Origin of the sequence: Janthinobacterium sp. LM6 (genome assembly GCF_002002885.1) — a bacterium.
GTDB classification, from domain to species: Bacteria; Pseudomonadota; Gammaproteobacteria; order Burkholderiales; family Burkholderiaceae_D; genus Janthinobacterium; species Janthinobacterium kumbetense.
Genome location: NZ_CP019510.1, coordinates 5955815 through 5981489, shown reverse-complemented (window position 1 = coordinate 5981489; position 25675 = coordinate 5955815). Strand labels below are relative to the sequence as shown.

Sequence of the window (25675 nt, the reverse complement as noted above, 5' to 3'; positions counted from 1 at the left end):
ATGAAAATCCATGAGTATCAAGCCAAAGAAATCCTCCGGCAATTCGGAGTGACGGTACCACGCGGTATTCCGTGCATGTCCGTCGAAGAAGCCGTCAAGGCTGCGGAAACCCTGGGCGGCCCGGTGTGGGTTGTCAAGGCGCAGATCCACGCAGGTGGCCGCGGCAAGGGCGGCGGCGTGAAAGTGGCAAAATCGATGGAACAGGTCAAGGAATACGCTGACCAGATCATGGGCATGCAGCTGATCACGCATCAGACCAGCGCCGAAGGCCAGAAAGTCAACCGCCTGCTGGTGGAAGAAGGCGCCGACATCAAACAGGAACTGTACGTTTCGCTGGTCACCGACCGCGTCACCCAGAAAATCGTCCTGATGGCGTCGTCCGAAGGCGGCATGGACATCGAAGAAGTGGCCGAGAGCCACCCAGAGAAGATCCACCACGTCACCATCGAGCCGAGCGTTGGCCTGACCGATGCCCAGGCAGACGACATCGCGACCAAAATCGGCGTGCCTGCCGGTTCCATCGTCGACGCCCGCGTCAACCTGCAAGGCCTGTACAAAGCATACTGGGAAACCGATTGCTCGCTGGCCGAAATCAATCCGCTGATCGTCACCGGCAGCGGCAAAGTCATCGCCCTGGACGCCAAGTTCAACTTTGACCCGAACGCCCTGTTCCGTCACCCGGAAATCATCGCCCTGCGCGACCTGGACGAAGAAGATCCAGCTGAAATCGAAGCGTCGAAATTCGACCTGGCCTACATTTCGCTCGACGGCAACATCGGTTGCCTGGTGAACGGCGCCGGCCTGGCCATGGCCACCATGGACACGATCAAACTGTTCGGCGGCGAGCCAGCCAACTTCCTGGACGTCGGCGGCGGCGCCACGGCAGAAAAAGTGACCGAAGCGTTCAAGATCATGCTGAAAAACCCAGGCCTGAAAGCCATCCTGGTGAACATTTTCGGCGGCATCATGCGTTGCGACGTGATCGCCGAAGGCGTTATCGCCGCGGTGAAAGCCGTTTCGCTGAACGTACCGCTGGTGGTGCGCATGAAGGGCACCAACGAAGATCTGGGCAAAAAGATGCTGGCCGATTCCGGTCTGCCTATCATCGCAGCCGACACCATGGAAGATGCAGCCAAGAGCGTCGTTGCCGCCGCTGCCGGTCAAGCTTAATTAAGGAATCAACATGTCCATTCTGATCAATAAAGATACCAAAGTTGTTACCCAAGGGATCACCGGCAAGACCGGCCAGTTCCACACCCGCGGTTGCCGCGACTACGCGAACGGCAAAGCTGCCTTCGTGGCAGGCGTGAACCCGAAGAAAGCCGGCGAAGATTTCGAAGGCATTCCTATTTTCGCTAACGTTACCGAAGCGAAAAAAGAAACCGGCGCTAACGTTTCCGTCATCTACGTACCGCCAGCAGGCGCGGCAGCGGCGATCTGGGAAGCTGTCGAAGCTGAAATGGATCTGGCCATTTGCATCACCGAAGGCATTCCTGTGCGTGACATGATGGCCCTGAAAGACCGCATGGCTAAAGCCAACAGCAAAACCTTGCTGCTGGGCCCTAACTGCCCAGGCTTGATCACGCCAGACGAAATCAAGATCGGCATCATGCCAGGTCACATCCACAAGAAGGGCCGTATCGGCGTGGTTTCGCGTTCGGGCACCCTGACCTATGAAGCAGTGGGTCAGCTGACCGCACTGGGCCTGGGCCAATCGTCGGCAGTCGGCATCGGCGGCGACCCGATCAACGGTCTGAAGCACATCGACATCATGAAGATGTTCAATGACGATCCGGATACCGACGCGGTCATCATGATCGGCGAAATCGGCGGTCCGGACGAAGCCAACGCGGCTTATTGGATCAAAGACAACATGAAAAAACCGGTCGTCGGCTTCATCGCCGGCGTGACCGCTCCTCCAGGCAAGCGCATGGGCCACGCCGGCGCGCTGATCTCGGGCGGTGCCGATACGGCACAAGCCAAGCTGGAAATCATGGAAGCTTGCGGCATCACCGTCACCAAGAACCCGTCGGAAATGGCGCGTCTGCTGAAAGCCATGCTGTAATTTCAGCCCGGTATTGATGCAGGACAAAAAAGGAGCTTCGGCTCCTTTTTTTTGTCCGCAAGACAGGTCGCATCCCGGCCCGGGACGACGGCGCTGGTCCGAACCTGCCAAAAAGTGTCGCTTTTCTTTCCACGTGCACCGCCGCTGCCCGGGCGCGCCGCTGGCATGGCGCTTGCACCATGCACGGCGTGAGCAATGCACAATGGGAGGATACGATGCGCGCGCAAAGCGGATTTACCCTGATAGAACTGATGATCGTGGTGGCCATCGCCGGCATCCTGGCGGCCGTGGCCATTCCCCAGTATGGCGACTACACGATGCGTGCCAAGGTCAGCAATGTGCTGGCGGCCGCCGCCCCGCTGAAAACGGCCGTGGCCCTGTGCGTGCAGGAAAACGGTGGCACCGCTACCGCCTGCAGCACGCCCACCCAGAGCGCACCAAGTTCCATTCCCTTGTTCAGTGCCACGCGCGAAGTGGCCAGCGCCATTGTGGACAAGGGCAATATCGTGCTGACCCTCGCTGCCGACCTGGGCACGGGTATCGGTGGACAAAGCGTGACGATGACCATGAAGCCGGGCACTAGCAGCCTGAGCTGGTTTAACAGCACCACCGTGACGAATGCGGCAGCCAAGGAAGCGATTACCAAAAACAACATTCCCGACGTGACGCCGACCCTGTAAGCAAGGCTTGCCGGCAGGGTGTCAGACGATTTTTTGCCGGTCCGCGATCAGCGCTTCATAGGTGAGGTTTTGCAGCAAGGTGTAGTGGGTCGGTTCCAGGTCGATGAATTGCACGCCATATGTATAGATTTCCTCCACCTCGGCGGCGTGGCCATTCGACGGCTTGCCCACGCTGACGTTCTGGATGCGCGCGCGCGTGTTGACGCGCATCTGATGCTTGTTCGGCTGCACCAGCAGGGTAAAGCTGAGGGCCACGCCGTCATCGTCCGGCGTGAGCATGCTGGGCGCCTCGATCAGCGCGCCTGAAACGCTGAGGTTGACGATGAATACGGGCACGGCCGCCACGTCGCGGTAGCTGAGCTGCGCCGGAATGTCCACTTTCACGCGCATGGCCGTGCGCAGGCTGGTGCCCTGGATGGCGTCGGGAAAGCTCAGGTGCACGTAGTTGAGCGGACGGCCAAAGATGCGCAGCACGCTGCAGGAAAACGAACACACGGTGACGCCGGAAAACACGCGGATGGTCAGCTTGTCGCCTTCGTTGAGCACGATGGACGCGCCGTTTTCCATGGGAATCTTGACGATCAGATACTCGTCTTTCACATAGCCGATCAGGGTCGAGAAATGCTGGATGGGCTTGATGGTGCGGTGCGTGATGAACTGGATGCGTCCACCCACCTGCAGATTCATGGCCTCGAATTCGAAGTCCTGGAGCTTGCTTTCCGCGGTGGGCTTGTTGCTAGTCATGCGATGCTCATCTGGATATGGTCGACTCGCAGTATGCATGATTTCTTGATGAAAAAGCATTTATATCAATGAAATTCATATTGACATCGAAAAATGCCATGCGCGCGTGCCGGTGCACGATTCAGGCTTTACAATTGCATCAATATTGACGAATGTAAATCTTATGCCGCGAAGCTACTTCTGGACGATGTTGTTGCTTATCCTGCATCAAATAGACGCTGCCTACTGGAAAGAGTGGGAGATGTTTCATGTGCCGGGCGGTGTGCAGGGTTTTCTGATATTTAACTTGGTTGCCATTGCCATCGTACTGGCCGGTTACCGGCACGTGCTGCTGAACACCAGACAAGCGCCCCGCTATGCGGCAGTGTGCGCCGCGCTGGGCGCAGGCACCTTCCTGATCCACGCCGGCTTCGCGCTGGCGGGACTGGCACAATTCCACTTGCCCCTGTCGATCGCCATCATCGTGCTGTGCCTGGCATGCGGCGTGTGGCTGCTGTGCGATTTGCGCCGCGTCAAGGTGACGCGGCCAGTGCCCGCCTGAAGCGGTGGCGTCTTACGCCTCGGCGTGCCAGTCGCCCGACTTGCCGCCATGTTTTTCCAGCACGCGCACGTTCGTCATGACCATGCCCCGGTCGACGGCCTTGCACATGTCGTAGATCGTCAACAAACCGATCTGCACGGAAGTGAGCGCTTCCATTTCCACGCCCGTCTTGCCCGTCGTGTCGACCTGGGCGCGGCAGTGCACGCTGTTGGCCGCCTCGTCCACATCAAAATCGACGGTGACGCGCGTGAGGGCCAGCGGGTGGCACAGGGGAATCAGGTCGCTGGTGCGCTTGGCGCCCATGATGGCGGCGATGCGGGCGATGCCCAGTACGTCGCCCTTTTTCGCATTGCCGGAAATGATCAATGCCAGGGTGGCGGGCTGCATGCGGATGGTGCCGGCGGCCACGGCGCTGCGGCGCGTGTCTTCCTTGCTGCCCACGTCGACCATATGGGCCTGGCCCGTGGCGTCGAAATGGGTCAGTTCCCCGGCGGGGGCTTGTTTGTCTGCTGTTGTCATGGCGTCAAAATAGGTGAGGAGTGGGGGCGCGGCACGCCTGGCCACGACGTCATGCCGCCTGAATGGCGCATGCCTGTCGCGCGGAAACGGCGCCGCGAACAAGGTATGATAGCACCCGTGAATTCAAAAACTCCCCTTCCGACCGTCCTTGAAAACGTCGGCGCGGCATGGCGGTGCGGCTCCCGGCGCGCATCCATGCTGGCCGCATTGTGGCTGGCGGCGCCGTTTGCGCTGGCGCAAACGTATACGTCCGCGCCTGCGGCACCGGTTGCCAGCGTGGCGGCCAAGCCGGCCGGCAGCTGGACGCCGCTGGCCGTGCCGCCGGCGCCGAATCTGCCGAACCTGGGCGATACGTCGCGCGAAGACCTGTCGCCGGCGATGGAGCGCAAGATCGGCGAGGAAATCATGCGCGGCATCCGCGGCGACCGCGACTACCTCGACGATGCGCCGCTGCTGGAATACCTGAATACCTTCGGCAACGCCCTCGTGGCGGCGCGCCCCAGCGTGCGGGGCGAAACGAATTACGACTATTTTTTCTTTGCCGTGCGCGATCCCCAGTTGAACGCGTTTGCCTTGCCGGGCGGCTTCATCGGCGTGCACTCGGCCCTGGTGCTGGCGGCGCAAACGGAGGCGGAGCTGGCTTCCGTGCTCTCGCACGAGATCGGCCACGTGGCGCAGCGCCATATCGCCCGCATGCTGGGCCAGCAGCGCCAGGATGCCCTGATGCCGCTGGCGGCCATGCTGCTGGCGGCGCTCGCTTCGCGCGCGGGCGGCGACGTGGCCATGGGCGTGTTTGCCGCCGGCCAGGGCCTGGCCATCCAGCGCCAGCTCAATTTCGGCCGCGACGCCGAACGCGAGGCGGACCGCATCGGTTTCCAGATCATGGGGGAAGCCGGTTTCGATACCACCGGCATGGTGGCCTTCTTCGGCCGCATGCAGGCGGCCAGCCGTTCGTACAGCGACCTGATGCCCGCCTATCTGCAGACCCACCCGCTGACGACGGAACGCATCGCCGACATCCAGGCGCGCATCCGCGAGCAGCCGTACAAGCAGCGTGCCGACAGCCTGAGTTTTCACCTGGCCCGGGCCCGCGCCCGCGTGCTGCAGGATGAAAGCGTGCAAGGCTTGCTGAATGCCAAGGCCCTCTTCAAGACGCAGCTGGAACAGCAAAGCCGTTTCCAGGTGACGGCCGCCCATTACGGCCTGTCTTTCGTCGCCGTCAAGCAGGGCAAGCCTGCGGAAGCGCAAAAGGAACTCGATGCGGCCAATGCGGCCCTGCACCAGCCGGCCGGGCCGAATGTGTTGACGTCGGGCGGCACGCAGGGCCCCAATTCGCTGCTGGCGGCGATGGGGCTGGAAGTGCTGTTGATGCCGGGGCAGAAGAAGGAAGTGGCGCAACAGGCTTTGACGGCGGCGGACGCTGCGCGCCAGCAGTTTCCCCTGTCGCGCGGCATTGCCCACCAGTATGCGGAAGCGCTGATGGCTGCCGGCAAGCTGGAGCAATCCACCCTGTATTTGCGCGACCAGGTGCAGCTCTACAAGGAAGAGCCGGAACTGTATGATTTATTGGCGAAAGCCTATGCGGAGCAGGGAAAAATGACCTTGCAGCACATGGCGCTGGCCGAATCCTACGTGCTGCAGGGCGCCACCATGGCCGCGCTGGACCAGCTGACGATCGCCCGCAAATCGACGGACGCGACCTTTTATGACCAAGCCGTGATCGATGCGCGCGAGCGCGAGTTGCAGGAAAAACGCCGCGAACAGATCAAGGACCAGAAGGGCTAGTCTTTATCGGCTTGCGGCGCCTGCCGGAAGCCGAAGATTTGCGGCACGCTGGCATAGGCCAGCGGCTGCACGGCGATCTCCTTGCCGTCATGCAATAACACCAAGTTGCCTTCAGCATCTTCCAGCCAGGCCAGCAGGGCTTCGTCGCTCGAGGCCAGCCCGTCCAGGCGCAGCGCCGCCAGTACCTGCGCCATGTCGCGGTCATCGACCTGCGCCACGATATGATCGCTGCGCAGGATCAAGGTGCCGTTGTCGCACAGCCAGGCCGCATCGATGGCCGCCAGCGGCGCACCCGTCTGCAAGACAAAACCGTGCTGCGGGTCGCTGCGGGCGATGTAGGGCGTCGCTTCCAGATTCACATACACGCGCTGCGGGCCGTTCTGGAAAAACCAGCAGCCGCGTTCGTCCTGGGCGTAATTGCGGTTGATAAAGCTCAACAGGGCGGCATGGGCGATCCTGTCGCCCGGCAGTTGTTGCTGTTGCGCCTGCTGGTCGCGCATGCGCCAGTGGCCGCGCGCATCCAGGCCCAGCCAGCCGTAGCAATGGGGTACGTTCGGCCATTTGGCCAGGGCCTGCTTGACGAGTTCATCCATGTGTAGCGTTTTCCGTGTGAGTGCGCGCAGCGCCAGCGTGACAGGTTTGCGGCGCCGATGGCGCCGTGTTGCCGCCTTCAAAAAAATGCATCAGGCGCTGCGGCAGCCAGCGTGTGCTTCCCGGCAACTTGCCTGCCGCAAAGCCGACGTGGCCGCCGTGGCGCGGATACTCGAGCGTGACCGTCGGCGCGGCGCTGCGCGGCAAGAAGCGTCCGGGCAGGAAAGGGTCATTTTGCGCATTCAGTACCAGGGTCGGCACGGTGATGTCCGGCAAGACGTGCTTGGCGCTGGCGCGGTGCCAGTAATCGTCGGCGTCGCGGTAGCCGTGCAGGGGGGCCGTGACGACATTGTCAAAGGCGTGCAAGTCGCGCGCGGCCAGCATGGCGTCGCGCGCAAACAGGCCGGGAAACTGTTCCAGCTTGGCCAGGCATTTCGGTTTGAGCGTGTTCAAAAACATGCGCGTGTAGAGCCGGTTGGCGCCCGAAGACAGGGCCTTGCCCCCTTGCGCCAGATCAAGGGGGGCGGACACGGCCGCTGCCGCATCGATGAAGTCCGCCTGGTGCTGCGACTGGCCCAGCCAGCACAGCAGGGCGTTGCCGCCCAGCGACACGCCGGCCGCGTAAAATTTTCCTGTGGCGCGCGGGTGCAGCGTGCGCACGACCCAGTCCACTTCCTGCGCATCGCCCGAATGGTAAAAGCGCGGGGCCAGGTTGGCTTCGCCCGAGCAGCCGCGGAAATGCGGCACGGCGCCCGACCAGCCGCGCGCGGCCACCTCGGCCATCAGGGCGCGCGCGTAATGGCTGTTCGACGAGCCTTCCAGGCCGTGGAACAGCACCACGAAGGGCTGGCCCGGCTGGCCGTCGACCAGGTCGACGTCGACGAAGTCGCCATCGGGCGCTTGCCAGCGCTCGCGGCGGAAAGCCACGGCCGGCTTGGCGAGGCACACGGCCGGATAAATCGTCTGCGCGTGGCCGCCAGGCAGCCACAGCGGGGCAGTATAGGAAAGAGACAAAGACATCAGTGCAGGATCTGCGCCCCCGTGGCGTCGGCCGGCGCGCCGCCCGGCGCGATCGAGGCATGGTGCAGCACGATGCGCCAGCCGCGCGGCGTTTTCACGTACACATTCGTTGCCAGCAGATGCGCCGGACCGCCTTCTTCCTGGGTGACGCCTTCGATCACCGTGTGCACCGAACTCATCAGGTTGTGCGTTTCATGCAGTTGCGCCGGCACGATGTGCAGGCCGCCGCCCGCCAGAATGGTTTCCCACGAGGCGCGGATGGCGGCATGGCCGATCAGGCGCGCGCCGCCCGGATGGATGCAGACGATCTCTTCATCGTCGGCCCACAGCGCCATCAGCGCTTCGAGGTCGGCGCGGTGCAAGGCATCGTAGAACGCCGCTTCGACTTCCGCGGCGCTGCCATTGAGTTCTTTCAGACGTTTCATGACGACTCCGGGCTGGTGCACATAAAAACGGCGCGCTGGTGGCGCGCCGCTGGGCAGTTTTAATGGTGGCCGGCGCTGGCGCCTTCCTTCAGGGTGTAGGCCGTGCCGCAGTACGGGCACTTGGCGATACCGTCCTTGTTGAACTCCAGGAACACACGCGGATGCGACGACCACAGCGGCATGGCCGGGTTAGGGCAGTGGGCTGGCAGGTCTTTACTGTCGAGTTCGACCGCTGGCTGGGTGGTTTTTGTCATCTTGTTATGCTCCGTGAGGCTGTATGGATGGAAGTCGGCTGCTGCCAAAAGTACGATTTTAACGGATTCAGGCAGACAGCAAAAATCATGGCTAAAATGTCGGCTCGATCATCTACGGCTGCGGCGCGGGTTTTTGCGGAAATATGGCGGCTGCAGCGCCACACTGACTGGATTTGCCTTGCCGGTATCACCGTTGCCGCCCTTGTCGCCACGCACCATTGTTGTGCAGTTACCACACCCAGCCTGCTGGGGGCTCGCATGAACACCCGCGTGAACGCCGTCCCGGTGGCCAGTGACGATGCCCTGCTGAAAGACGCCTGGCGCGCCGGCCTGAACCTGGGGGCGCCCACCTTGCTGGGCATCGCCGCCTGGGGCATGGTGGTAGGCGTGGCCATGGTGAAAAGCGGCCTGACGGTGGCGCAGGCGGGGGCCATGACCCTGTTTGTCTTTGCCGGCTCGGCCCAGCTCGCGTCTTTGCCGCTGCTGGCCGCGCATGCGCCCGTGTGGGTGATCTTCGCCACGGCCCTCGTCGTCAATTTGCGTTTTGTCATCTTTTCCGTGCTGCTGGCCCCGCATTTTTCCCATCTGCCGTGGCGCCAGCGCTTTGGGCTCGGCTATGTGGCCGGCGACATCACGGTGGGCCTGTTCCTGCAGCGCTATCCGCACGAAACGCCGGACCCGGCCAAGCTGCCTTTCCTGAAAGGCTTGATCTACCCTAACTGGCTGGCCTGGCAGATCGGTTCCTTCATCGGCATCGTGCTGGGCGCCGTCGTGCCGGCCGAATGGGGCTTGGGTTTTGCGGGCACCCTGGCGATCCTGTGCGTGACGGTACCGCTGATCCTCAGCCGCGCCGCCCTGTGCGGCGTGCTGGTGGCGGGCACGGTGGCCGTGCTGGCCTACGGCCTGCCGTATAAGCTGGGCTTGCTGGTGGCCGTGCTGGTGGGCATGGTCAGCGCCATGGCCGTGGAAGAATTGACAGAAAAATGGACAAAACGCCATGTTTGACGGCATAAACTGGGGCAGGGCCGACGTGTGGATCGCCATCGCCGTGCTGGTAGTGGCGACGGCCGCCACGCGCAGCACCTTCTGGCTGATCGGCCATCACATCACCATTCCGCGCCGCGTGGGCGAGATGCTGCGCTATGCGCCGGCCTGCGCGCTGGCGGCCATCATCGCGCCCGACATGCTGATGGAGGGGCAGCAGGTGCACTTCGAATTGTCGAATTTGAAACTCTTGTCCGGTATTGCCGCCACGCTCTTTTTTGTGATTCGCCGCAATATGCTGCAAACCATCGTGTTTGGCATGCTGGTTTTCACGGGCTTGCGACTGTTGCACGTTTTTCAGTAAAGCAGGACAAATCGGGGATTTGCGCTGGGCATTGCGGTAAAATAGCGCACTTCCTTCCACTCGTCATCTGGATCGCCATGTCAGCTGTTCTCAACTTCATCCGTCTGCAAGATTTGATCGCCCAAAATGCACTGCAAGGCAAGCGCGTGTTTATCCGCGCCGACCTGAACGTCCCGCAAGATGACAGTGGCAAGATCACCGAAGATACGCGCATCCGCGCCTCGGTGCCGGCCATCCGCGCCGCGCTGGACGCTGGCGCTGCCGTCATGGTGACGTCGCACCTGGGCCGCCCGACGGAAGGCGAGTTCAAGCCTGCCGACAGCCTGGCGCCCGTGGCGGCACGCCTGTCCGAGCTGCTGGGTCAGGAAGTTGCATTGAAACAAAACTGGGTCGATGGCGCCGGCCTGGAATCCCTGGCTGCCGGCCAGGTCGTCCTGCTGGAAAACGTGCGCGTCAACAAGGGCGAAAAGAAAAACAGCGATGAGCTGGCGCAAAAAATGGCCAAATTGTGCGATATCTACGTCAATGACGCGTTCGGCACGGCCCACCGCGCCGAAGCATCCACGCACGGCATCGCCAAGTTCGCGCCCGTTGCCTGCGCCGGCCCGCTGCTGGCCGCCGAACTCGATGCACTGGGGAAAGCTTTGCACGCGCCGGCCCGCCCGCTGCTGGCAATTGTTGCTGGTTCGAAAGTATCGAGCAAACTGACCATCCTGAAAGCCCTGTCCGACAAGGTCGATAACCTGATCGTCGGCGGCGGCATCGCCAACACCTTCATGAAGGCCGTCGGCTTGAACGTCGGCAAGTCGCTGGTGGAAGCGGAACTCGTCGAGGAAGCGAAAGCCATCATCGACATCATGGCCAAGCGCGGCGCGCAAGTGCCGATTCCCGTCGATGTCGTGTGCGCCAAGGAATTCTCGCCCACGGCCGCCGCCACCGTCAAGGACGTGGCCGACGTGGCGGACGACGACATGATCCTCGATATCGGCCCGAAAACGGCCGCCTTGCTGGCGCAGCAGATCGGCGCCGCCGGCACCATCGTGTGGAACGGCCCCGTCGGCGTGTTCGAATTTGACCAGTTCGGCAACGGCACCAAGACCCTGGCCCTGGCCATTGCCGATTCGAAAGCTTTCTCCATCGCCGGCGGTGGCGACACCCTGGCGGCGATTGCCAAATACGACATTACCGATAAAATCAGCTATATCTCGACGGGCGGCGGCGCTTTCCTGGAGTTCCTGGAAGGCAAGACTTTGCCAGCAGTGGAAATTCTCATGCAACGTGCTGGCTGATACAGCCTGACTGTAGTGCCACCAAGCGCAGCCTGACCGCTGCGCTTTTACCTTGCCGGATGCCTGATCAACCGGCCTTGCTCACCTTCGCTCGCGCACAAGGATTCCTATGCCACGCGGTACAAAAATCGTAGCAACAATCGGCCCCGCCTCCACCGACTTCGATATCCTGGTCAAAATGATACGTGCGGGCGTCGATGTGGTGCGCTTGAATTTTTCCCATGGCAAGGCGCAAGACCATATCGACCGCGCGGCGCTGGTGCGCCTGGCGGCGTCCGAGTGCGGGCGCGAAGTGGCCATCATGGCCGACATGCAAGGACCGAAGATTCGCGTCGGCAAGTTTGAAAATTCCCGCATCCAGCTTGAAGCGGGCGACAAGTTCATCCTCGACGCCAAGTGGGGAGAAAACGGCGAACTGGGCAACCAGGAGCGTGTCGGCCTCGATTACAAGGCCTTGCCGCGCGACCTGCACAAGGGCGACGTGCTGCTGCTGAACGACGGCCTCATCGTGCTGATCGTCGAGCGCATCCACGGCAGTGAAATCCACACCACCGTCAAGATTGGCGGCGAGTTGTCGAATAACAAGGGTATCAACCGCCAGGGCGGCGGCCTGTCCGCGCCCGCGCTGACGGCCAAGGATATGGAAGATATCAAGACGGCAATGAGTTTCCAGGCCGACTATCTGGCTATTTCTTTCCCGAAATGCGCGACCGACATGGAAATGGCGCGCCAGCTGGCCAATATCGCCGGCGAACCGTACCACCACAAGCCGATGATGATCGCCAAGATCGAGCGCGCGGAAGCTATTCCCGCGCTGCAAGAAATTCTCGACGCGTCCGACGGCATCATGGTGGCCCGCGGCGACCTGGCGGTCGAGGTGGGCAACGCGGCCGTGCCGGCCTTGCAGAAACGCATGATCAAGATGGCGCGCGCATCGAACAAGCTTGCCATCACGGCAACGCAGATGATGGAGTCGATGATCGTCAACGCCGTGCCGACCCGCGCCGAAGTGTCCGACGTGGCCAATGCCGTGCTCGATGGCACGGACGCCGTCATGACGTCGGCCGAAACGGCCTCGGGCAAGTACCCGATCGAGACGGTGGAAATGATGGCCGCCATCTGCGTGGAAGCGGAACAGTCCGAATACAACAAGCTCGATGCCGATTTCCTCAACGTCACGTTTACCCGCATCGACCAGTCGATCGCGTATGGCGCGCTGTTCACGGCCCATCACCTGCGCGTCAAAGCCATCGTGGCGCTGACGGAGTCCGGTTCCACCGCCTTGTGGATGAGCCGCCACAGTATCGATACGCCGATCTACGCGCTCACGCCAAGTGTGACGACTTTGCGCAAAGCCGCGCTGTACCGCAATGTTCGGGCGTATCATCTGATGCAGAACGCCCCCAGCGCGCAAGTGCTGAAGCAGGCGGAAGAGCTGCTGGTGGCGCAGGGCATCGTCAAGAAGGGCGACATGATCGTCGTCACCTGGGGCGAGCCGATGGGCCAGGTGGGCGGCACGAATGCCTTGAAAATTGTCAAAGTAGGCGAATTCGATTAAGAACGCCCATAAACAGTCCAGGGCGTTGTTGCATTGCCTCGTCGTACTAGTCGTACTGCCTTCGGCAACGCGCCTGGCCCTGAACAGTTTGGTGGACGTTCTGGTTTAGTTGAAAGAATTCAGGCGCCGCCGCGGTCATTGACCGCGAAGCGCCGCAACGGTTTCTATTGTTCTCTGGAGTATTACCATGTCTCTCGTATCCATGCGTCAACTGCTGGACCATGCCGCCGAAAACGGTTATGGCATTCCTGCTTTCAACGTCAACAACCTGGAGCAAGTGCAAGCCATCATGGCTGCCGCCGATGCGCTGAACAGCCCGGTGATCATGCAGGCGTCCGCTGGCGCGCGCAAGTACGCCGGTGAAGCGTTCCTGCGCCACCTGATCGACGCGGCCGTCGAAGCGTATCCGCACATTCCCGTCGTCATGCACCAGGATCACGGCCAGTCGCCGGCCGTCTGCATGGCCGCCATCCGCTCGGGTTTTACTTCCGTGATGATGGACGGTTCGCTGGAAGCGGACGGCAAGTCGGTCGCTTCCTACGAATACAACGTGGAAGTGTCGCGTGAAGTGGTGAAATTCTCGCACGCCATCGGCGTGACGGTGGAAGCGGAACTGGGCGTGCTCGGTTCGCTGGAAACCATGAAGGGCGACAAGGAAGACGGCCACGGCGCCGACGGCACCATGACCCGCGAGCAACTGCTGACGGACGTGGCGCAAGCGGCCGATTTCGTGCAGCGCACCCAGTGCGACGCCCTGGCGATCGCCATCGGCACCTCGCACGGCGCCTATAAATTCACGCGCAAGCCGACGGGCGACATCCTGGCCATCGACCGCATCAAGGAAATCCACGCGCGCATCCCGAACACCCACCTGGTGATGCACGGTTCCTCGTCGGTGCCGCAGGAATTGCTGGCCATCATCCGCGAATTCGGCGGCGACATGAAGGAAACCTACGGCGTACCGGTCGAAGAAATCCAGGAAGGCATCCGTCACGGTGTGCGCAAGATCAACATCGACACCGACATCCGCCTGGCGATGACGGCCGCGATCCGCAAATACCTGTTCGAGAACCCGTCGAAATTCGACCCGCGCGACTTCCTGAAGCCAGCCCGCACCGCCGCCGAGCAAATCGTGCGCGCGCGCATGCAGGCTTTCGGCTGCGAAGGCCAGGCGTCGAAAATCAAGGTCATCACGATGGAAAAAATGGCCGAGCGCTACAAGGCCGGCGAGCTGTCGCAAATTGTGAAGTAAAATTCTGTCTGGAACGGGCCGGTAGCAATGCTCCGTGCCCGATTTTCTCGACCGGCGGGCATCCCCTGCCTGCCGGTTTCGTTTCATCCAACTATTCCCCCCGCTATGAACAGCCTCTATCAGACTTCCATCCACTCCCTGCCATTGCTGGGCCACGGCAAGGTCCGCGACAACTACGCCGTTGGCGACGACAAGATCTTGATCGTCACCACGGACCGCCTGTCGGCCTTCGATGTCGTCATGAACGAGCCTATCCCCGGCAAGGGCAAGGTCCTCAACCAGATGAGCGACTTCTGGTTCGAGAAACTGGGCCACATCGTGCCGAACCACCTGACCGGCGTGGCGCCGGAATCCGTGGTGGCGCCAGAGGAAGTGGAGCAAGTGCAAGGCCGCGCCGTGGTGGCCAAGCGCCTGAAGCCGATCATGGTCGAGGCAGTCGTGCGCGGCTACATCATCGGTTCGGGCTGGAAAGATTACCAGGACACGGGCAGCATCTGCGGCATCGCGCTGCCAGCGGGCTTGCAACAGGCGGAAAAGCTGCCGGAACCGATCTTCACCCCGGCAGCCAAGGCTGAACTGGGCGAGCATGATGAAAACATCAGCTTTGCTGAAATGGAAGAGCGCATCGGCGCGGACCTGGCCGCCAAGATGCGCGACGTCGCCATCGCCCTGTACAAGACGGCCGCCGAGTACGCTGCCACGCGCGGCATCATCATCGCCGACACCAAGTTCGAATTCGGCCTGGACGACAATGGCGTCATGCATCTGATGGATGAAGTGCTGACGGCCGACTCGTCGCGCTTCTGGCCTGCCGATTCGTATCAGCCAGGCATCTCGCCGCCGTCGTTCGACAAGCAATTCGTGCGCGATTACCTGGAAACGTTGACCTGGGGCAAGACCGCACCGGCGCCAGCGCTGCCGGCCGACGTCATCGAAAAAACCCAGGCCAAGTACTTCGAAGCCATCGAACGCCTGACGGGCGAGAAACTGAAGGCCTGAGATGAGCGAGCAGAATAAGCCGCTGGTCGGCGTCATCATGGGGTCGTCCTCGGACTGGGACGTGATGCAGAATGCAGTTGCCATTTTGAAACAGTTTGGCGTGCCGTACGAAGCGCAAGTCATTTCCGCGCACCGCATGCCCGACGAGATGTATGCGTACGCGAAAAGCGCGCGCGCGCGCGGCTTGCGCGCCATCATCGCCGGCGCCGGCGGCGCCGCCCACCTGCCTGGCATGGTGGCGGCGATGACCATCGTGCCGGTGCTGGGCGTGCCCGTGCCGTCGAAATACTTGCGTGGCGAAGACTCCATGCTGTCCATCCTGCAAATGCCCAAGGGCGTGCCGGTCGCCACTTTCGCCATCGGCGAAGCGGGCGCGGCAAATGCGGCGCTGACGGCCGTGGCGATGCTGGCCGCAAATGACGATGTCCTGGCCGAAAAGCTGGAAGCTTTCCGTACCACGCAAACGGCCGCCGCCAAGGCCATGGTCTTGCCTGATTAATATGTTTGAAAAATAATGAATAGTAAATCGACTTCCCCATTGCTGCCCGCCGCCAACCCACCGGCGTGGCTGGGCGTGATGGGCGGCGGCCAGCTTGGCCGCATGTTTGCCCAGGCCGCCCAGAGCATGGGCTACCAGGTTGCCGTCCTGGAACCGTCCGACGCCTGCCCTGCGGGGCAGGTGGCGCAGCGCCTGGTCAATGCCGGCTATAGCGACGCAGCCGGGCTTGACGCGCTGGCGGCGCAATGCCTGGCCGTCACCACAGAATTCGAGAACGTGCCGGCCGACAGCCTGTCGCGCCTGGCCGAACGCGTGTTCGTGGCGCCCAATGCGCACGGCGTGTCGGTGGCGCAAGACCGCATCGCGGAAAAGCGTTTCTTTGTCGACTGTGCCGCGAAGTCGGGCGTGCTGCCGGCGCCGCACATGGTCATCGCCACGCAGGCCGATATCGACGCCATCGGCGACGACTTGCTGCCGGGCATCTTGAAAACCGTGCGCATGGGCTATGACGGCAAGGGCCAGTTCCGCGTGCGCACGCGCGACGACGTGTGCGCCGCCTTCGCGGAAATGGGACAAGTAACTTGCCTGTTGGAAAAAATGCTGCCGCTGGCGTATGAAGTGTCCGTGCTGACGGCGCGCGGCGCGGATGGCGAATCGGTCGTGTATCCGATCGCCGAAAACGTGCACCGCGACGGCGTGTTGTTTACTACCACGGTGCCGGGCCCGAACGTGTCGGACGACTGTGCCGCCAGGGCGCAGCGGGCGGCGCAAGCCATGGTCGCCGAACTCGGCTATGTCGGCGTGCTGTGCATCGAATTTTTCGTGCTGGACGACGGCAGCCTGGTGGTCAATGAAATGGCGCCGCGTCCGCACAACAGCGGCCACTACACGATGGATGCCTGCGTCACCAGCCAGTTCGCGCAGCAGGTGCGGGCCATGGCGCGTCTGCCGCTGGGCGACGTGCGCCAGCATTCGCCGGCCGTGATGCTCAACATCCTGGGCGACGCCTGGTTTGCCGACGGCAGCGATGTTGCCTGCGAACCGGCCTGGGACCAGGTGCTGGCGCTGCCGGGCGCGTGCCTGCACCTGTATGGCAAGGACGACCCGCGCCGTGGCCGCAAGATGGGCCACCTGACCTTCATCGCGGCCACCTTGCAAGAGGCGCAGCAGCGCCTGCGCGACGCTTGCCTGATCCTGGGAATCGCGCCGTGAGCGTGACCGCACAAGACCTGGCGGCGGCCGCTGCCGTGCTGGAAGCGGGCGGCCTCGTCGCTTTCCCGACGGAAACGGTGTATGGCCTGGGCGCCGATGCGGAAAACCCGGCCGCCGTGGCGCGCATCTACGAAGCCAAGGGCCGGCCCTCGGATCATCCCGTGATCGTGCACGTGGCGCCCGGCGCCGACCTGGGGCACTGGTCCGACGATATCCCGCCCGAAGCGCAGCAACTGGTGGCTGCCTTCTGGCCCGGTCCGCTGACCCTGATCGTCAAGCGCGCCGTGCATATTCCCGATGCCGTGTCCGGCGGCCAGGATACGGTGGGCTTGCGCTGCCCGTCGCACCCGGCGGCTATCGCATTGCTACGCACGTTCAAGGGCGGCAAGGGCGGCCTGGCGGCGCCGTCGGCAAACAAATTCGGCAATGTCAGCCCGACCACGGCGCAGCATGTGCGCGATGAATTCGCGGCGGAACTCGATAGCGGCTTGCTGGGCCTGGTCCTCGATGGCGGGCAGAGCGATGTCGGCATCGAGTCGACCATCGTCGACCTGTCGCGCCTGGCCACGCACGGTCCCGTGCTGTTGCGTCCCGGCCATATCAGCAGCGAACAGATCGCCGCCGTCATTGGCCGCGCACCGGCCGTGGCGGACGCGGCCGCGCCGCGCGCCTCGGGCACCCTGGAATCGCATTACGCACCGCACACGCCTGTTGCGATGCAGCACAGCGACGACGTGCGCGCCACCTTGAACCGTCTGCTCAATGACGGGCGCCGCGTGGCCCTGATCCACTACTCGGATCTGCCGCCGGCCAGCGCCAGCGTGCGCCTGGCGGCCAACCCGGAAAATTACGCACATGCGCTGTATGCCTCGCTGCGCACGATGGATCAGGTCGGCGCCGAGCTGATACTCGTCGAAGCACCGCCCACCGGCCCCGCGTGGCTGGGCGTCAACGACCGTCTGCGGCGCGCCGCCTTCGGCTCAAGTGGTATCTTGCAGCAATTTCTGTCCGCATAATAAAAGCCCCGCAAGGGGCTTTTTCTTGATGCAGCGCAATAGAGATGCTTGCCACGAAACATCTTATATCCTCCATAATTCAGCGGATCGCCCGGTCGTGACAGGGCGCTGGCAGTGTTGTTATTTCGTTGATTTTTAAAACATATTTTCTATACAAGCCTGAGGAACGATGGCATATTAGTTGGGTAGCGAATAGCACGCCCGTTCGTTTAGAAACCAGAAAAAAGACCGAGGAGACAAAATGCATCAAACAAAATTCGCGCTGGCCGTGCTGGCTGCGGCTGTCCTGGCAGGTTGCGGCGGCGCCAGTGGCGGTGATCAAGCCTTGAAAGTCAAATACACGGCGCAGGTGTCGTTCGGCGACAGCCTGTCCGATGTCGGTTCGTATGCGGTCGCCGGCGTGGCGGCCTCCGGTGGCGGCAAATTCACCATCAATGGCGACAATACCAAGATCAATCCTGAACTGACGGGCAAGAACTGGACCGAGCACCTGGCCGCGCAATTCGGCTTGCCGGCGCCATGCGCCGCCGAGACGGGCCTGGAAGGCAGCATTCCCTCCCTGCAGGCTCCGCGCGTCAAGCATGCCGGCTGCTTCGGCTACGCCATGGGCGGTTCGCGCGTGACCAACCCGGTCGGACCGAACAACAAGTTGGCGGGCGGTGCGTTGGGCGCCCTGACCGTGCCCGTGGTGACGCAGATTGCGAACCACCTGGCCGTTTCCGGCGGCAAGTTCAGCGGCACGGAAGCCGTTTTCGTGATGGCGGGCGGTAACGACGTGCTGTTCCTGCTGGGTGCATTGCAAGCGGGCGCGATGGACGCCGGCGCGAAGGCCGGTGCGGCTGCGGGCGCCCAGGCTTTCGCCACCAACCTGGCGGTGGCCCTGGCGGCCGGCGCCACCAATCCAACCACTGCGGTGGCTGCCATTGGCGCCGCCATCAAGACGGCCAGTGCGGCGCCTGGCGCCACGTCGGCAACCATCGTCGGTGCCGCCGTGCAAGCCGCCGTGATTGCGGGCAATGCGACTGCCCAGGCGCAGGCGCCGGCCCTGGCTGCCAAGGCACAAGCCGACGCGACGGTGACGGGCAACGCCGCCGGCGCCAAGGCCGGCGCCGATTACGCTGCGGCCCAGGGCCCGCTGCTGGTCGCCGCGATGGGACAGGCCGGCAAAGAGCTGGTAGTGCTGGTCAAGGACCAGATCATCGCCAAGGGCGCCAACTATGTCATCGTCAACAACCTGCCGGACGTGGCCGGCACGCCATCGGGCCTGAGCAAGGATGCCAACACCAAGGCGCTGATCAATGCCATGGTCAACACCTTCAACGGCGAGCTGAGCGCCGGCTTGAACGGCAATGCGAAAGTCTTGCTGGTCGATGTGTTTGCCGTCAGTCATGACCAGGGCGTCAATCCTGGCCCGTATGGCCTGACCAACGTCAGCGAGACGGCGTGCGACCTGAGCACGGCGAAGAATTTCCTGAGCAGCTCGCTCGTGTGCAATGGCACGAACTTGAAAGCGGGCGACGTCAGCCACTACTCGTATGCCGACGAAGTGCATCCTACGCCGTTCAACAACCTGTTGCTGGCCCGCTATGTGGCCAAGGACATGGTCGTGCGGGGCTGGCTGTAAGGGATGGCCGCACCGGCCGTGCCTGCGAGGCGCGGCCGGTGCCGGCAGCGACAAGACTCGAAAGCGGAACACTCCGCACATACTGAATCAGGAGACAAGATGAAGAATCGTTTGAATACCGCCGTACGCGTGCTGGCTGCGGCTGCCGCGATGGCCATGGCGACGGGCGCTTCGGCGCAAAGCGCAGGCACCTGGATGGTCAAGGCTGGCCTCAACAAGATCACGCCGCACGTGGACAGTGGCGACATTTCCGCGCCGGCGTTGCCGGGCACCAAGGCCGACGTCAAGTCGGATACCAAGCCCATCCTGACCTTTGCCTACATGATCACGGACAATGTTTCCGCTGAAATGATTTTGGGCGTGCCGTACAAGCATGACCTGATCGGCGCCGGCTCCATCAAGGGCACGGGCAAGTTGGGGACGGCGGAAGCCTTGCCGCCGACGGCTTTCATCCAGTACCGTTTCTTCCAGCCCAATGCGATGATCCGCCCTTACGTGGGCGCGGGCTTGACGTATGCCTATTTCCAGAAGGAAAAAGGCTCGGGCCAGATGACGGCCTTGCTGGATCCGGGTGGAAAACCCGTGACTTACCGCATGGACAACAAGCTGACAGGCAGCCTGGTGGTCGGCAGCACCCTGGCCTTCAACGAGCGCTGGTTTGCCGATGTGGCCGTGGTCAAGACCTACCTGAAAACCAAGGCGAAATTCTCCACGGGGCAGACGCAGGACATCAAGCTCGACCCGGTCGCCGTGAGTATCAGCATCGGGTATAACTTTACCCTGTAAAACAAAAAATCCGCCTCGGCGGATTTTTTTTTGTCCCGCTCAGGCTGGCGGTGTATTGAACTTACCATTGTGGAAGATCAAGGGCGGCTGCGCGGCAAACGCGCATTGTTCTACTTCGCCCACGAAAATGACGTGGTCGCCTTCCGGATAGCGGCTGCGGTTGTGGCATTCGAACCAGGCCGATGCGCCTTTCAGGATGGGCTGGCCCGTGCGCGACAGTTCGTATTCCACGTCGTCGAAGGGATTCGGCGTGCGGCGTGAAAAGCGCGTGGCCAGTTCCGCCTGGTCGGCGCCCAGCACATTGATGACGTAATGCGAGTTGCCGCTGAAAATGGGCATGCTGTTCGCCACGGAACCGAGGCTCCACAGCACCAGGGGCGGCGACAGCGAGACGGAATTGAAGGAACTGGCCGTCAAGCCGCGGAAACTGCCGTCGGCCAGGCGCGTCGTAATGACCGTCACGCCGGTGGCAAACTGCGACAGTGCCTGGCGGAAATGTGTCGTATCGAATTCTTGCGCGGGCGCGCGGGGAGAGCGTGTGTTCATGGGTGACCTGTCTATTTGCTGACATTATGCCAAAAATCGGGCATGCCAGCGCAATCGTGGCCGGCATGCCCGTATGTGCGGTGTCCCACGCGCCGTTTCAAGCGGCGCTGCAAGCCATGGCGCTTTGCGTTACAGTGGTGAAATGATAAGTCGCAGCAGCGTTGCGGGAGGACATCATGAATCAACAGACGGAAGTGGCGGTATTCGGCGGTGGCTGTTTCTGGTGCCTCGCCGCCGTGTATGGGGAAGTGCGCGGCGTGACGCGCGTCGAGTCCGGCTACACGGGCGGCAGCGTGCCCCATCCCAGCTACGAACAGGTGTGCGCGGGCGGCACGGGCCACGCGGAAGTGGTGCGCCTGGAATTCGATCCTGCCATCATCGCTTACCACGACTTGCTGGAAATCTTTTTTACGCTGCACGACCCTACCACCCTGAATCGCCAGGGAAATGATGTCGGCACGCAATTCCGCTCCGTCATCTATTACCAGTCGGCCGCGCAGGAAAGCGTGGCGCGCAAGGTAGTGGCCGAAATGGCCGGCGTGTGGGATGCGCCCATCGTCACGCAGCTGGCGCCGGCCGCGACCTTTTATCCGGCCGAGGATTACCACCAGAATTATGTCGAGCAGCATCCCTTGCAGGGCTATTGCGCCCTCGTCGTCGCGCCCAAGGTGGAGAAATTCCGCGCCATGTACGCGGGCCGCCTGAAGTAAGACGGCCCCGCACGCCTGTCAGGCCGTGAGCACGGGCGCCGGCCTTGTTTCCTGCGTATTCTCCTGCGCATACATGTAGTTGCGCGACCAGGGCAGGGTGGAAGAGCGCCGGCCCGCCTTCACGCAGACGATCTGGTACAGGCTGATCAGATCTTGCTCGAAGGCATAGGCGCAGCCGGCCAGGTAGACGTGCCAGATGCGGAAGCGCCGTTCGCCCGCCAGCGGACGGATCTGCTCGGCATGGGCTTCGAAATTCTCCGTCCACAGGGCGCAGGTGCGCGCATAGTGGCGGCGCAGGTTTTCCACGTCCAGCACTTCCAGTCCCCCCTGCTGCATGGTTTTCAAGACATTGCCGATGTGCGCCAGCTCGCCGTGCGGAAACACATATTTTTCGATGAATTCCCCGCCGCCATACGGCGTTTCGCCATTCTCCGGGTCGGTCGAGGTGATGCCGTGGTTCATCGCCATGCCATCGGGCGCCAGCAGCTTGTGGATGATGGAAAAGTAGTCGGGCAAGTGTTTCAGGCCCACGTGCTCGAACATGCCCACGCTGGTGATGCGGTCGAACTGGCCCGTGACGTCGCGGTAATCTTGCAGGCGGATATCGATCAAATGGGCCAGGCCGGCCGCCGCCACGCGCTCGCGCGCCAGCGCGTACTGGTTTTCCGACAGGGTCACGCCCACGCAGCGGGCGCCATATTGCTGCGCGGCACGAATCACGAGCGCGCCCCAGCCGCAGCCGATGTCGAGCAGGGTCTGGCCCGGCTGCAGCTGGATTTTCTTCAGGATATGGTCGATCTTCTTGACTTGCGCCTGCGCCAGGGTTTCATCGCCGTGTTCGAAATACGCGCAGGAATACACGAGGGAGGGATCGAGAAATTGTTCATAGAACGCGTTCGACACGTCGTAGTGGTAGCGGATGGCTTCGGCATCCTTGCTCTTGTCGTGCGTAAAGCTGCGCACGATGCGGGCCAGCTTGCCTTCCGGCTTCAAGGTAGTGCGCGCCAGGGCATTGCAGATGGAAATCATGTCCATCGCCGTGCCCTTGACCTCGATATTGCCTTCCACATAGGCCGAGCCCAGGTTGGCCAGCGACGGGTTCAGCAGATAGCGGGCCGAGGCGACGGTCGGCAGGCGGATGGTGACTCTGGGCGCTTCGCTGGACAGGTCGACATGCTGGCCGTTCCACAATTCTATGCGCAGCGGCAAGGCGGTCTTGCTGCGGATGCTGGCGATCCAGGACTTGAGTTGGTTTTGTACAAACAAAATGGCCTCCAATGAAGCGGCCGCCATGGCAACCGCAAATTGAGAAACAATGTCATTTAGTAACTTCTACCCTCATAGCCTACACCTATATTGACCAGCTTGCTTTGCGCCGCCTTGCCTATCCTGTTCAGGGTTGCAGGCGCTGCATGCTCCATTGCCCGTCAGCATCGCGGGTAAACACGATGCGGTCGTGGAAGCGCGAACGGCGTCCCTGCCAGAATTCGATGCGTTCCGGCTGCAAACGGTAGCCGCCCCAGTGGGCGGGGCGCGGCGGCTGTGCGTCGCCGACGGCGGCGGCCACGGCTTCGTAATGGCTTTCCAGCTCGGCGCGGCTGGCGATCGGTGTACTTTGCTGCGAGGCAATCGCCGACAGCCGGCTTTGCAGGGGACGCACGTTGAAATACTCGTCGCTCTCGGCAGCCGTGGTTTTCACCACCGTGCCCTCGATGCGCACTTGCCGCTCCAGCTCGCGCCAGAAGAACAGCAGGGCCGCGTGCGGGTTGTGTTCCAGCTGCTGGCCCTTGTCGCTGTTGTAATTCGTGTACCAGGTGAAACCCCGTTCGTCGAACTGCTTGATCAGCACGATGCGCGAGCTGGGCTTGCCGTCGGGACTGACGGTGGACAAGCTCATGGCGTTCGGCTCGCTGACCTGGGACTTGAGCGCTTCGTCGAACCACTTTTCAAATTGCGCAATCGGGTCGCGCTGCACGTCTTCCTCGGATAACAGTCTTTGCACATAATCGATGCGCATGGCGGCCAGGGTGGCTGCATCGTGCACGGGCACGGTGGACGCTGCCGGGGCGGCGGTCTCTTCCGGCGCGATGCCGCGGCGGCGCTGCATGGCCGTGCCCAGCTGTTCCATCTGTTGCGCGCTGAACAGGCGCTTGGCCATGGGCGCCAGTTGTCCCTCTTCCTTGGCCATGTGGGCCTGGTAGGCGGCGGCATAGTCGCGCACGCCATCATGCGACAACTGCGTGCCCGTGCCGGCAGCGATGGCGTCCAGTTCCGGGCGCAGGGTCAGCCAGGCCTGGTCCATGCGCTGGTGGTCGGCGAGGATTTCGGGCACCAGCGTGGCCAGCAGGGCGGCATCGTCGCCCGTGGCGGTCGCCTGCAGCATGGGCATCAAGTCCTGCTCTTCATCGTCATGGTGCAGATGGGCGGCTTTATTGAAATATTGCAACACCGCCCTGGCTGCCTGCTGCGCGTCCGCCGTGTTGCCGTGCTGCGCCAGATGGCCCAGCAGGTTTTGCAGGGTCGTCAGCTGCTTGCGGATCTTGTCGTGGCAATGTTTGAGCACGGCGATGGGCTGGTCAAAGCCGGGAACGGAGTCGAACAGGGGAGAGGTCATGGCGAGTTCTCGTGGTGGGCGGTGTGGGGGCGCGGCGACAATTGCTATTGTCGCTGTGTCAATCCGGCTATTTTAGAATATCCGCCAGCGCAGTGTCCGTTAAAATGGCGCCATGCATACCTCCACCAATGAACTAATTTCCATGGACTTGACCGAGATCGATTTTGAGCGGCGTTTCGGCGGCATTGCCCGCCTGTACGGCGCCTCCGCTTTGGCGCGCTTCCGCGCCGCGCATGTGTGTGTGATCGGCGTGGGCGGCGTCGGTTCCTGGATCGTCGAAGCGCTGGCGCGCAGCGCCGTCGGCCGCCTGACCCTGATCGACCTCGATAATGTTGCTGAATCGAACATCAATCGCCAGATCCAGGCCATGAGCGACACCATCGGCAAGGCCAAGATCACGGCCCTGGCCGAACGCATCGAATTGATCAATCCGTTTTGCCAGGTCACGCAGATCGAGGATTTCATTACCCCCGATAATCTGGAGCAGTTGCTGGGCGGACGCGATTTCGACTATCTGGTCGACGCCATCGACAATGCCAAGGCGAAAGCGGCCGTGATCGCGTATTGCCGCGCGCGCAACATTCCCATGCTGACCATCGGCAGCGCGGGCGGGCAGACGGACCCGACCCTGATCGCCGTGCGCGACCTGTCGAAAACGGAACAGGAACCGCTGCTCAAGCGCGTGCGAAAATTGTTGCGTACCGAATATGGTTTCCCCCGTGGCGTGAAAAACAAATTCAATGTCGACGCCGTGTTTTCCATGGAGCCGTTGAGCACGCCCGAGAGCGCGGAAGCGTGCGCCATCGATGGCACGCCCGCCGGCGTCACCGGCCTGAACTGTGCCGGCTTCGGTTCCAGCGTGGTGGTGACGGCCAGCTTCGGCATGGTGGCGGCCGCCCATGCGCTGAAAAGCTTGCGCCAGGACAAAGTTGCTGAAGTGCCAGCGCCAATGCCAGTGCCGGACGCCGCCTAAGTCACGCTGCTTAAATCAGCTTCCTGCTGGCCAGGATGCGGTAGTCGCCGCTGCTTTTCAGCGATTCCACCAGTACCAGTTCGTCCGCCAGCCAGGCGATGGGCGCGAAATCCTGGCTGGCCGGCGGCGGTGCCTGGCGCGCCAGGGTCACGTGCGGCGTGAAGCGGTCGTGCTCGAAGCGGGGCGCCAGGCCCCGTTGCGCCAGCGCATGCATGCAGGCCGCGCGCAAGTCCAGCAGGGCCGGCGACGGTTGCGCCAGGGCGGCCCAGGCCAGCGCCAGCTTGCTAAAGTGGCTGGCGTGGTCGAACAGCAGGGGCATGGGGCACGCCGGCAATTGTTCCAGGATAGCCAGCAGGGCCGGCAGCTCGCTGGCCGGGCGCTGGCCCAGGAAGGCCAGGGTCAGGTGCAGCTTTTCCGGGCGCACGGGCTTGCCGTCCAGCAACGCCTGCCAGGCGGCCAGGGCCGCGCGCGTGGCCGCATCGGGCCACAGCGCGTAAAACAGGCGGGGGCTATGGGTATCGGGCGACAAGTTTTTCCTATCGTTGCGGCGGTTTGCTATTATTGGCGTTCCCTGCCGGTTGGCATTAAGTAGGGCGTAGTAAATTATTGTGATTTCTGACTTCCA

28 protein-coding genes are annotated in these 25675 nt (G+C 62.5%); 18 read left to right on the top strand and 10 right to left on the bottom strand.

Annotated features, from left to right (window positions below):
* The 3 genes from sucC (at nt 1) to BZG29_RS26270 (ending at nt 2745) form a co-directional block, all read left to right on the top strand.
* Entirely contained in the window at nt 1–1170 is a 1170-nt protein-coding gene (gene sucC, locus BZG29_RS26280; protein ID WP_034788653.1) for an ADP-forming succinate--CoA ligase subunit beta, read from the top strand.
* A 13-nt stretch (nt 1171–1183) separates the two neighbouring features.
* Complete coding sequence (gene sucD, locus BZG29_RS26275) at nt 1184–2065, top strand: succinate--CoA ligase subunit alpha (RefSeq protein ID WP_034746085.1); 882 nt, start codon at nt 1184–1186, stop codon at nt 2063–2065.
* 215 nt (nt 2066–2280) lie between these two features.
* Complete coding sequence (locus BZG29_RS26270; protein ID WP_077409304.1) at nt 2281–2745, top strand: pilin; 465 nt, start codon at nt 2281–2283, stop codon at nt 2743–2745.
* Nucleotides 2746–2766: 21 nt separating this feature from the next.
* On the opposite strand, the gene BZG29_RS26265 is transcribed toward BZG29_RS26270, so the two are convergent.
* Nucleotides 2767–3489: a flagellar brake protein gene (locus BZG29_RS26265; RefSeq protein ID WP_077408683.1), complete on the bottom strand. Its 723-nt coding sequence runs from the start codon at nt 3487–3489 to the stop codon at nt 2767–2769.
* Between the two features lie 163 nt (nt 3490–3652).
* On the opposite strand from BZG29_RS26265, the gene BZG29_RS26260 reads away from it, so the two are divergent.
* Nucleotides 3653–4030, top strand: a complete 378-nt coding sequence (locus tag BZG29_RS26260) for a DUF6713 family protein (RefSeq protein WP_077408682.1) — start codon at nt 3653–3655, stop codon at nt 4028–4030.
* Nucleotides 4031–4042: 12 nt separating this feature from the next.
* Here the strand turns inward: BZG29_RS26260 and moaC are convergent, their stop codons facing one another.
* A complete protein-coding gene (gene moaC / locus BZG29_RS26255; protein WP_077409303.1) occupies nt 4043–4549 on the bottom strand; it encodes a cyclic pyranopterin monophosphate synthase MoaC in 507 nt (168 codons plus the stop codon).
* A 195-nt stretch (nt 4550–4744) separates the two neighbouring features.
* On the opposite strand from moaC, the gene BZG29_RS26250 reads away from it, so the two are divergent.
* Nucleotides 4745–6334, top strand: a complete 1590-nt coding sequence (locus BZG29_RS26250; protein WP_077408681.1) for a M48 family metalloprotease — start codon at nt 4745–4747, stop codon at nt 6332–6334.
* On the opposite strand, the gene BZG29_RS26245 is transcribed toward BZG29_RS26250, so the two are convergent.
* The 4 genes from BZG29_RS26245 to BZG29_RS26230 are packed head-to-tail and all read right to left on the bottom strand — an operon-like array spanning nt 6331 to nt 8624.
* Entirely contained in the window at nt 6331–6927 is a 597-nt protein-coding gene (locus BZG29_RS26245) for a DUF2946 family protein (RefSeq protein ID WP_077408680.1), read from the bottom strand. The genes BZG29_RS26250 and BZG29_RS26245 overlap by 4 nt on opposite strands.
* Nucleotides 6920–7945, bottom strand: a complete 1026-nt coding sequence (locus BZG29_RS26240) for an alpha/beta fold hydrolase (protein ID WP_077408679.1) — start codon at nt 7943–7945, stop codon at nt 6920–6922. The genes BZG29_RS26245 and BZG29_RS26240 overlap by 8 nt, the downstream gene beginning before the upstream one ends.
* Nucleotides 7945–8370, bottom strand: a complete 426-nt coding sequence (locus tag BZG29_RS26235) for a nuclear transport factor 2 family protein (protein WP_034780622.1) — start codon at nt 8368–8370, stop codon at nt 7945–7947. The genes BZG29_RS26240 and BZG29_RS26235 overlap by 1 nt, the downstream gene beginning before the upstream one ends.
* Before the next feature lie 59 nt (nt 8371–8429).
* Nucleotides 8430–8624: a zinc-finger domain-containing protein gene (locus tag BZG29_RS26230; RefSeq protein WP_034780619.1), complete on the bottom strand. Its 195-nt coding sequence runs from the start codon at nt 8622–8624 to the stop codon at nt 8430–8432.
* A 258-nt stretch (nt 8625–8882) separates the two neighbouring features.
* Here BZG29_RS26230 and BZG29_RS26225 point away from each other — a divergent pair, with 258 nt between their 5' ends.
* The 11 genes from BZG29_RS26225 (at nt 8883) to BZG29_RS26175 (ending at nt 20207) form a co-directional block, all read left to right on the top strand.
* The gene (locus tag BZG29_RS26225; RefSeq protein WP_077408678.1) at nt 8883–9629 is read left to right on the top strand and encodes an AzlC family ABC transporter permease; all 747 of its coding nucleotides are present in this window, start codon (nt 8883–8885) and stop codon (nt 9627–9629) included.
* On the top strand, nt 9622–9972 hold the full coding sequence (locus BZG29_RS26220; protein WP_077408677.1) for an AzlD domain-containing protein: 351 nt from the start codon (nt 9622–9624) through the stop codon (nt 9970–9972). Before BZG29_RS26225 ends, BZG29_RS26220 begins: the two co-directional genes overlap by 8 nt.
* 77 nt (nt 9973–10049) lie before the next feature.
* Nucleotides 10050–11261, top strand: a complete 1212-nt coding sequence (locus BZG29_RS26215; RefSeq protein WP_077408676.1) for a phosphoglycerate kinase — start codon at nt 10050–10052, stop codon at nt 11259–11261.
* A gap of 109 nt (nt 11262–11370) precedes the next feature.
* Nucleotides 11371–12819, top strand: a complete 1449-nt coding sequence (gene pyk / locus BZG29_RS26210) for a pyruvate kinase (protein WP_077408675.1) — start codon at nt 11371–11373, stop codon at nt 12817–12819.
* A 187-nt stretch (nt 12820–13006) separates the two neighbouring features.
* The gene (gene fba / locus BZG29_RS26205) at nt 13007–14071 is read left to right on the top strand and encodes a class II fructose-bisphosphate aldolase (protein ID WP_010401625.1); all 1065 of its coding nucleotides are present in this window, start codon (nt 13007–13009) and stop codon (nt 14069–14071) included.
* 105 nt (nt 14072–14176) lie between these two features.
* Nucleotides 14177–15070, top strand: coding sequence for a phosphoribosylaminoimidazolesuccinocarboxamide synthase (locus BZG29_RS26200; protein ID WP_077408674.1), 894 nt, complete (start codon nt 14177–14179; stop codon nt 15068–15070).
* Nucleotide 15071: 1 nt separating this feature from the next.
* Nucleotides 15072–15569, top strand: a complete 498-nt coding sequence (gene purE, locus BZG29_RS26195) for a 5-(carboxyamino)imidazole ribonucleotide mutase (RefSeq protein ID WP_077408673.1) — start codon at nt 15072–15074, stop codon at nt 15567–15569.
* 15 nt (nt 15570–15584) lie between these two features.
* Nucleotides 15585–16781 (top strand): 5-(carboxyamino)imidazole ribonucleotide synthase, encoded by a 1197-nt coding sequence (locus BZG29_RS26190; RefSeq protein WP_077408672.1) that lies wholly within the window; start codon nt 15585–15587, stop codon nt 16779–16781.
* A complete protein-coding gene (locus BZG29_RS26185) occupies nt 16778–17797 on the top strand; it encodes an L-threonylcarbamoyladenylate synthase (protein ID WP_077408671.1) in 1020 nt (339 codons plus the stop codon). Before BZG29_RS26190 ends, BZG29_RS26185 begins: the two co-directional genes overlap by 4 nt.
* 241 nt (nt 17798–18038) lie before the next feature.
* The gene (locus BZG29_RS26180; protein ID WP_077408670.1) at nt 18039–19421 is read left to right on the top strand and encodes an SGNH/GDSL hydrolase family protein; all 1383 of its coding nucleotides are present in this window, start codon (nt 18039–18041) and stop codon (nt 19419–19421) included.
* Nucleotides 19422–19520: 99 nt separating this feature from the next.
* A complete protein-coding gene (locus BZG29_RS26175) occupies nt 19521–20207 on the top strand; it encodes an OmpW family outer membrane protein (protein WP_077408669.1) in 687 nt (228 codons plus the stop codon).
* Between the two features lie 39 nt (nt 20208–20246).
* Here BZG29_RS26175 and BZG29_RS26170 read toward each other — a convergent pair whose 3' ends face one another.
* Nucleotides 20247–20753 carry a flavin reductase family protein gene (locus BZG29_RS26170; protein ID WP_077408668.1) on the bottom strand — a complete coding sequence of 169 codons (507 nt, stop codon included), beginning with the start codon at nt 20751–20753 and terminating at the stop codon, nt 20247–20249.
* A 176-nt stretch (nt 20754–20929) separates the two neighbouring features.
* On the opposite strand from BZG29_RS26170, the gene msrA reads away from it, so the two are divergent.
* Nucleotides 20930–21463 carry a peptide-methionine (S)-S-oxide reductase MsrA gene (msrA, locus tag BZG29_RS26165; protein ID WP_077408667.1) on the top strand — a complete coding sequence of 178 codons (534 nt, stop codon included), beginning with the start codon at nt 20930–20932 and terminating at the stop codon, nt 21461–21463.
* Between the two features lie 18 nt (nt 21464–21481).
* On the opposite strand, the gene BZG29_RS26160 is transcribed toward msrA, so the two are convergent.
* Together BZG29_RS26160 and pdxH are read right to left on the bottom strand one after the other, a co-directional pair.
* Nucleotides 21482–22729: a cyclopropane-fatty-acyl-phospholipid synthase family protein gene (locus BZG29_RS26160; protein ID WP_077409302.1), complete on the bottom strand. Its 1248-nt coding sequence runs from the start codon at nt 22727–22729 to the stop codon at nt 21482–21484.
* A gap of 127 nt (nt 22730–22856) precedes the next feature.
* Nucleotides 22857–24077, bottom strand: coding sequence for a pyridoxamine 5'-phosphate oxidase (pdxH, locus tag BZG29_RS26155; RefSeq protein ID WP_077408666.1), 1221 nt, complete (start codon nt 24075–24077; stop codon nt 22857–22859).
* Between the two features lie 112 nt (nt 24078–24189).
* Here pdxH and tcdA point away from each other — a divergent pair, with 112 nt between their 5' ends.
* Complete coding sequence (gene tcdA, locus BZG29_RS26150; protein ID WP_253192709.1) at nt 24190–25050, top strand: tRNA cyclic N6-threonylcarbamoyladenosine(37) synthase TcdA; 861 nt, start codon at nt 24190–24192, stop codon at nt 25048–25050.
* Between the two features lie 10 nt (nt 25051–25060).
* Here tcdA and thpR read toward each other — a convergent pair whose 3' ends face one another.
* Nucleotides 25061–25579 carry an RNA 2',3'-cyclic phosphodiesterase gene (thpR, locus tag BZG29_RS26145; protein ID WP_171985110.1) on the bottom strand — a complete coding sequence of 173 codons (519 nt, stop codon included), beginning with the start codon at nt 25577–25579 and terminating at the stop codon, nt 25061–25063.
* Nucleotides 25580–25675: the final 96 nt, after the last annotated feature.

Bases quoted from the DNA above. Each gene is read 5' to 3' on its own strand.
- sucC (WP_034788653.1), top strand. From the start codon at position 1: ATGAAAATCCATGAGTATCAAGCCAAAGAAATCCTCCGGCAATTCGGA.
- sucD (WP_034746085.1), top strand. From the start codon at position 1,184: ATGTCCATTCTGATCAATAAAGATACCAAAGTTGTTACCCAAGGGATC.
- BZG29_RS26270 (WP_077409304.1), top strand. From the start codon at position 2,281: ATGCGCGCGCAAAGCGGATTTACCCTGATAGAACTGATGATCGTGGTG.
- BZG29_RS26265 (WP_077408683.1), bottom strand. From the start codon at position 3,489: ATGACTAGCAACAAGCCCACCGCGGAAAGCAAGCTCCAGGACTTCGAA.
- BZG29_RS26260 (WP_077408682.1), top strand. From the start codon at position 3,653: ATGCCGCGAAGCTACTTCTGGACGATGTTGTTGCTTATCCTGCATCAA.
- moaC (WP_077409303.1), bottom strand. From the start codon at position 4,549: ATGACAACAGCAGACAAACAAGCCCCCGCCGGGGAACTGACCCATTTC.
- BZG29_RS26250 (WP_077408681.1), top strand. From the start codon at position 4,745: ATGCTGGCCGCATTGTGGCTGGCGGCGCCGTTTGCGCTGGCGCAAACG.
- BZG29_RS26245 (WP_077408680.1), bottom strand. From the start codon at position 6,927: ATGGATGAACTCGTCAAGCAGGCCCTGGCCAAATGGCCGAACGTACCC.
- BZG29_RS26240 (WP_077408679.1), bottom strand. From the start codon at position 7,945: ATGTCTTTGTCTCTTTCCTATACTGCCCCGCTGTGGCTGCCTGGCGGC.
- BZG29_RS26235 (WP_034780622.1), bottom strand. From the start codon at position 8,370: ATGAAACGTCTGAAAGAACTCAATGGCAGCGCCGCGGAAGTCGAAGCG.
- BZG29_RS26230 (WP_034780619.1), bottom strand. From the start codon at position 8,624: ATGACAAAAACCACCCAGCCAGCGGTCGAACTCGACAGTAAAGACCTG.
- BZG29_RS26225 (WP_077408678.1), top strand. From the start codon at position 8,883: ATGAACACCCGCGTGAACGCCGTCCCGGTGGCCAGTGACGATGCCCTG.
- BZG29_RS26220 (WP_077408677.1), top strand. From the start codon at position 9,622: ATGTTTGACGGCATAAACTGGGGCAGGGCCGACGTGTGGATCGCCATC.
- BZG29_RS26215 (WP_077408676.1), top strand. From the start codon at position 10,050: ATGTCAGCTGTTCTCAACTTCATCCGTCTGCAAGATTTGATCGCCCAA.
- pyk (WP_077408675.1), top strand. From the start codon at position 11,371: ATGCCACGCGGTACAAAAATCGTAGCAACAATCGGCCCCGCCTCCACC.
- fba (WP_010401625.1), top strand. From the start codon at position 13,007: ATGTCTCTCGTATCCATGCGTCAACTGCTGGACCATGCCGCCGAAAAC.
- BZG29_RS26200 (WP_077408674.1), top strand. From the start codon at position 14,177: ATGAACAGCCTCTATCAGACTTCCATCCACTCCCTGCCATTGCTGGGC.
- purE (WP_077408673.1), top strand. From the start codon at position 15,072: ATGAGCGAGCAGAATAAGCCGCTGGTCGGCGTCATCATGGGGTCGTCC.
- BZG29_RS26190 (WP_077408672.1), top strand. From the start codon at position 15,585: ATGAATAGTAAATCGACTTCCCCATTGCTGCCCGCCGCCAACCCACCG.
- BZG29_RS26180 (WP_077408670.1), top strand. From the start codon at position 18,039: ATGCATCAAACAAAATTCGCGCTGGCCGTGCTGGCTGCGGCTGTCCTG.
- BZG29_RS26175 (WP_077408669.1), top strand. From the start codon at position 19,521: ATGAAGAATCGTTTGAATACCGCCGTACGCGTGCTGGCTGCGGCTGCC.
- BZG29_RS26170 (WP_077408668.1), bottom strand. From the start codon at position 20,753: ATGAACACACGCTCTCCCCGCGCGCCCGCGCAAGAATTCGATACGACA.
- msrA (WP_077408667.1), top strand. From the start codon at position 20,930: ATGAATCAACAGACGGAAGTGGCGGTATTCGGCGGTGGCTGTTTCTGG.
- pdxH (WP_077408666.1), bottom strand. From the start codon at position 24,077: ATGACCTCTCCCCTGTTCGACTCCGTTCCCGGCTTTGACCAGCCCATC.
- tcdA (WP_253192709.1), top strand. From the start codon at position 24,190: ATGCATACCTCCACCAATGAACTAATTTCCATGGACTTGACCGAGATC.